General features: G+C 39.4%; 6 protein-coding genes. All 6 read right to left on the reverse strand.

Features of this window, described 5'->3' with window-relative positions; genetic code table 11:
• Window positions 1-284: 284 nt before the first annotated feature.
• Window positions 285-1,190 carry a YeeE/YedE family protein gene (locus tag QL995_RS21465; RefSeq protein ID WP_257695926.1) on the reverse strand — a complete coding sequence of 302 codons (906 nt, stop codon included), beginning with the start codon at window positions 1,188-1,190 and terminating at the stop codon, window positions 285-287.
• A gap of 289 nt (window positions 1,191-1,479) precedes the next feature.
• Complete coding sequence (locus tag QL995_RS21470; RefSeq protein ID WP_290295066.1) at window positions 1,480-1,662, reverse strand: DUF417 family protein; 183 nt, start codon at window positions 1,660-1,662, stop codon at window positions 1,480-1,482.
• A 55-nt stretch (window positions 1,663-1,717) separates the two neighbouring features.
• Entirely contained in the window at window positions 1,718-1,978 is a 261-nt protein-coding gene (grxC, locus tag QL995_RS21475; RefSeq protein ID WP_257695930.1) for a glutaredoxin 3, read from the reverse strand.
• Between the two features lie 275 nt (window positions 1,979-2,253).
• The gene (locus QL995_RS21480; RefSeq protein WP_257695929.1) at window positions 2,254-3,708 is read right to left on the reverse strand and encodes a dihydrolipoyl dehydrogenase; all 1,455 of its coding nucleotides are present in this window, start codon (window positions 3,706-3,708) and stop codon (window positions 2,254-2,256) included.
• A gap of 208 nt (window positions 3,709-3,916) precedes the next feature.
• Window positions 3,917-5,119: a bifunctional alpha/beta hydrolase/OsmC family protein gene (locus QL995_RS21485; protein WP_290295067.1), complete on the reverse strand. Its 1,203-nt coding sequence runs from the start codon at window positions 5,117-5,119 to the stop codon at window positions 3,917-3,919.
• 90 nt (window positions 5,120-5,209) lie between these two features.
• Complete coding sequence (locus tag QL995_RS21490) at window positions 5,210-5,788, reverse strand: DsbA family protein (RefSeq protein WP_257695927.1); 579 nt, start codon at window positions 5,786-5,788, stop codon at window positions 5,210-5,212.
• Window positions 5,789-6,153: the final 365 nt, after the last annotated feature.

The raw sequence follows: 6,153 nt of genomic DNA on the forward strand, positions 1-6,153 counted from the left end.
GGCGAAATAACAAGGCCGATAGTGGATGATTAGGCTCCAAGCTGAAAGTAAACCACCTCCGCAGCCATTTATTGGTGTGGTCTACAGAGGATTATGTCTTTTTAGAGGGGAAAATCCCTAGAACCCCAACTTAGTTTCGCTGTTGGCATCACAATCAAAATTATCGCACTAAAGCTCAACATTCACCCGTTCATGCTGTCACGATGGCGAAAACATTATAGCGATTAATAAACGTAAAAATGTGGCGACGGTTTGTTGTGGAGGAACATGTTCTTCAGGCCGTGTTATTTGCGTAAATCTTGTAAAACAAGAACCACAGTAATACCAATCAACATCGACAATATTGCCACTACACTAGCAAGTGAAAAATTAGGAAGAGCAATTAATAGTTGCGCATCATTGCCACCTAAGGCCATAGAAGACCCAAATCCCATAAGCGTGCCGAAAAAAAGGTGTAAGGGCCAATCTAATAGTCTTGTCTTTCTCCATTTAAAATCTCTTTTTGAATATGCAGCATAAAACATTCCTGACAATAAGCTTATAGTCAGAAGGTAACGTTTTATCTCTGGCCAAACGGTCTCTTGTGGTCCAACAACAGCATAACTAATATCGTTTACTAAAGCTGAAGGTGGCCAATTAGGTTGATATAAAAATAGTATTCCCCCTAATACACCAATCATGCTAATACTAAGCCATAAACGCATTTGATTTGGGTTTCCAAAAAATGCCCAAATGAGTACCAACATTGAAATTACAAATAGTGTCCAATACTGGAGTTCCTCAGAGAATAAAGTAATGTGCTCAGGTAGTGGCAATGAAAATTGAGTAAAACACCACCAACCTAATGCCCAGCCGATTATGGTGGCAAACATTCTAATATCGCCTCGCATTAGCCTATAAAGCGTAGAAAGGGTACAAGCATGATTAAATGCCGCACCAATACCAAACATAAAGCCCCCAAGTGCAATCCAAAAATTTGGACCGTAGGCAACATTGACATCGCTAAGGCCTGATTGCTGACCAATACTAATTGAAATCCAAGAAAACGAACCGCTAAGTAAAGTGGCAAATAGCAGAGAAAACCTTCTTTTGAGTGCAAGCCTTACGCTGTTGACTAGACATAAACCAGTGCTTTGGGACAAATACCCAATAATTCCAGCGAATAATAGTATGATCGATAAAAGCAGCATTATATGCCCTATATAAATAATAAACTGAACAAGCTAAAGTTTAAAAGCGTTATGGTCTGTTGATCTTTCGGGTTTACTTTTACAGCAGCTTGTTTGAGATGAAGACAAAGCAGAGCACAGGGAGTATAGTTTGCTACATGAAGTGCAATAACGCAGTATACATTTCAAACAAACGCTGCCCTTTGGGTTCATTTAAAACGGCTTTTACATATTGCTGCTCGTTTGTTACATAAATAACTATGCTTCAAAACTCGCGTCGCGATCAAAGCCATTTTAAATTGAATCAACTTTAACACTGAAAGAGCAATAGACCCTCAATAGCGCCAGCTTCATAACCTGTAAACTTCATCACCCCTATCCATATTAAAATAAGTGCAATTGAAAAACGTAGGGTATTATCGCCAAGCGCAGTAACCAATAGAGCTATTTTTTGTTCCTTTATTTGCAATGATTTGGTGTTCGTTGCTAGCATGGTGTTTTTCTCTATAAAGTAAGTGTAATCGATAAAATAGTGTTAACTGAGAAAATTAAATAGGCTTACCGATTAAATCACTTAATGCGCCCGAATTTAGTGCATGATGAAAATCATCGCCACCACCAATATGTTGCTTGTTGATAAAAATTTGTGGTACGGTTTTTTCACCGCTACGTTGTTGCATTTCTTTAGTCAGTTTTTCAGAATCAGTAATTTCAAATTCTTCAAAATCAAGACCTAAACGACTGAGAGTGGCTTTGGCGCGTTTGCAATACGGGCAGTAGCTTTTGCTGTATATTTCAATTTTAGTCATGGGGTATTTCCTATTTTATTTAATGGATTGCTTGTTGTTGATAAATCTATTGTTACGCATTGGTTAATACTAACAATACTCAAAAATCTTTGATCTTGTCACTAACCGTCTACATTATGAAGGTAAGTTGGTTTCTAACTAAGTTGTTAAACAAAGCCGCTTTGCAACAATATATAGGTATTACATTCAAACAGTTTTTAATGTACTGCCGGCTATAAAAAATCCTGCAGTACGGTAAGTGATAACATGGAAAAATTGAACTGGAACGAGTGAAATTACGCCCCTGGACCACAATCAATGCAACGAAGCGGTGGGTGTGCGCCCATGCCTAAGTTAAACAATAAGTCACGAAGGGCACTACGCAACCCCTCTTCAATAACCGGGTGATAAAATGGCATTTGCAATACCTCACTTACGGTCATTCTAAGCTGAATAACCCATGCTAACAAATGTGCAATGTGCTCATTGTGTGGGCCTATCATCTCTGCGCCAAGTAATACGCCAGTCTCTTTGTCACCATATACTTTCAATAAGCCTTTATTGACCAGCATGACTCTTGAGCGACCTTGTCCGGTAAAGCTCACGCTACCACTTGCAAAATGACAGCCTAGTTTTTCAGTCAGTGCTCTGAATGACATGCCCACGGTAGCTATTTGTGGATCGGAAAACACTACGCCTAAGCTGGTTTTACGGGCTTTTTTAAATACTTGAGGGAAGGTTGAGGCATTCTCACCTGCTAATCGGCCTTCGTCTGCCGCTTCGTGTAGTAGAGGAATATCACCATTAACATCACCTGCAATAAATATATGGCTGTCACCGCATTGCATTGACATAAGATTATAAATAGGCACGCCGCGTCCATCTAATTCAAGTGAAGTATTTTCTATTCCAATATTATCAATATTTGTTTTACGACCCGTTGCGGCTAGTAGGTAGTCAAATGTTTCTGTAACTTCTTCGCTATCAGGTGTCGGCTTAAACGTTATTTGCACGCCCTTGTCGGTGCGCTCTATAGATTTAACTTGGCCATTGCTATGAAATGGGAATTCATCTTTAAAAATTTCAAGGGAAGTGGCGATAACCTCTGGGTCAGACAAGGGGCCAACCGCGTCACCCACACCAAATAAATGCGTATGAACGCCTAAGCGATGCAGTGCTTGGCCTAATTCTAAACCAATTACTCCTGCGCCAAAAACCGCAATCGATTTGGGTAAGTCATCCCAATAGAAAACATCGTCATTGGTAATGAGCAGATCTTTTGCTTGTTCAAAGAATCCTGGAATATTGGGGCGAGAGCCCGTGGCAATAATTATCTTGTCAGCAGTAAGCGTGCCGCCTGTTGATAGGCTCAAAGTATGGTCATCGACAAAACTAGCGTAAGCCTGAATGCGATGTTTTTCGTCAAAACTATCTATATCTTCATTTACAAAACCTACAAAACGGTCGCGCTCATCTTTAACGCGTTTCATTACTGCCTTGCCGTCAACGCTTGGTATTTTTCCTTGCAAACCAAAATCTGCAAATTTTTCTGTGTTATGACGTAACTCGCCAGGCGCGATTAATAACTTGGATGGCATACAACCTACTCTTGCACAAGTAGTCCCGTAATGCCCGCCTTCAATTAAAGCAATGCTGTCGATGTGTTTACGTACTTCGCGGTATGCGCCCATTCCTGCTGTACCCGTACCAATTATGGCAACTTCTACGTGAATGTTCTGATTGTTTTTCATTTAATATCCTTAAACTGATTATTATTGATAAAATTACTATAGAGCCGATTAGCAACTACACGATGCTCAATGAGCTTTATTATCATTCGTTCAATAATTAATATGCACTGAATAATACATATTCTTCAATTAAACCTCTTTTACTGACGAAATTACTTAGCGAATACAAATTGACGCTTCTAACACTTTATGACATCCAAATTACATACTATTTAATCAATGTGGTCAACACGTGTGGATTATTATGCAGCGTTTTATGCACCGGACAGCGATCAGCAATTTCCATTAGCCGAGCCTTCTCTGAATCGCTCAACGGTCCTAATAGCTGAACCTTCCGAATTAATGCCTCCATGTTCTTGTTTTGTTCTGCAGCATTACCCGCATCATCCAAATAGTTACGCTCGTGCAACAAGGATACCTCAACATGCTCGAGTGGAATTTCCTTTCGAGTAGCGTACATACGAATAGTCATTGCAGTACATGCGCCTAGAGCAGCCAATAAATGCTCGTATGGATCGGGGCCTGAATTTTTACCGCCTAACTGTACAGGTTCATCTGCATTCCAGTGATGATGATCACTAAAAACATCTAGTTGAAATTTATGGTCAATCTCGGCAACCAAAACGTGTCCTTTAGTGAGATTAGGGCGATATATTTCTTCCACAGGAATATATCGACTTGCCCAGCCTGAAATCGTTTGCGCTACATATTCACTATCGTTAGATTTTGATAACAGGTGATCTGCCGTATCTAAACTAATAAAGCTTTTAGGATGCTTAGCAGCTTTGTAAATTTTCTCGGCATCTGAAATCTCTACAGTTAAATCTACAGGTGAGTGCATGACTAATAACGCTTTATTAAGGTGCTCTATGTGCTCTGTCGATTGATTACGCAAATCATCTAAAAATTGCTTTTTAATAGTGAACTCACGCGCGCCTAAACTCACTTTTGCACATCCTTTGCTTTCTATGGTCTCAAGGTGCGCATCAAAATTGTGAACCACATGGCTTGCCTCATATGGAGCACCGATAGTCACTACCGCTTTCACCTTAGGAAGATGTGCAGCCATCGCTAAAACAGCAGCTCCACCAAGACTATGGCCAATAAGTAATTTCGGCGCTTCATAATGTGCTTCAAGAAATGTTGCCGCTGACAACAAATCTTCGGTATTAGATGAAAAATTAGTATTAGCGAAATCACCATCACTATTGCCTAAGCCTGTAAAATCAAATCGAAAAACGGCAAAACCATGTTGAACCAAAAATCGGCTAATTCGCGAGGCTGCGGCAATATCTTTACCACAGGTAAAACAATGAGCAAATAATACATAAGCTCGTATTGTGCTGTCAGGTGTTTCAAGCAATCCAGCTAGCCTTTGTCCTTGACTAGAAAATTCTACTTTTGTTCTCATTTTTTCAATCCTCTGAGTATTAAATACAACTCATTATTTTATTACTTATTCAAAAAACTATTACCTTGTTTGGTCATCAATGTAGCACGGTTAAGTAGGCAACAATGGTTCAATAACAGCTTGCCAATCAGCAAATGTCGACTTGTGATCAACGGGCACTTTATTCGCATTATTGATAAATAATGTCGGTGTTGCCCAAACCGCCTTTGTTGCCGCATAACGAATGGGTGTACGTGCTTGCTCATAAGTATCACTGTCAGCCATTTTTTTTAGGAATATTTCATACTCTTGGCCTGAATGCTCCTGAGCAAAGCTCGCCACAAGTTGTAAAAGATCCGCATGAGTTTTATTGAGAAAACGGCTATTATAAAATTGTGATTGGCGTTCATAAATAAATGTCGCAAAATCATAAAATTTGTCGGCATCACGCTCTGCGAATGCAAAGAGGCCTAAACTCATGTCCCAAGCTTGTCGGTGGTTACTCAGCGTTATCAGGTGAACCCTTAAACTGACAGATTCACCCTTGTAGTAGTTTGAAACTTCAAGTAACCTCGGCCAAATTGTACGTGAATGAGGACATTGAATATCAATAAAGGCATCAATCGTTATTTGGGCTGCGGCATCACCCAGTAGAAAACCGCTTGGGCGGTGTGGTATTGGTATCGTCATATGACATGATTTCCTTAAATTACGTTAGATTAATAGTTTTAGCTTTGTATATTAAATTAACAATCAGACAAACTATTAAGCGGTTAACTCAATGATCTACATTATGTTTAATTTACGATGCAATTTTTATAAAAATTATGGATTAAAAGACTCCCATTAAATTTTTAATTTTCTGACTAACATAGGGTTAGTTGTTGCTTGAACAATCAAGGTGAAAAGTACAATACCAAACCCTATAGGGGTTCTAGGGATTTTCCCCTCTAAAGTAACATAAATCGCCATACTCACGATATCTAAAGGCATACAAAGGTGGGTTACTTCTCCAAAGTATGGCAAATTATGAGGTTAACTACCCCTTAAACTTA

The organism is Pseudoalteromonas sp. APC 3358 (genome assembly GCF_030408075.1).
GTDB lineage: Bacteria > Pseudomonadota > Gammaproteobacteria > Enterobacterales > Alteromonadaceae > Pseudoalteromonas > Pseudoalteromonas arctica.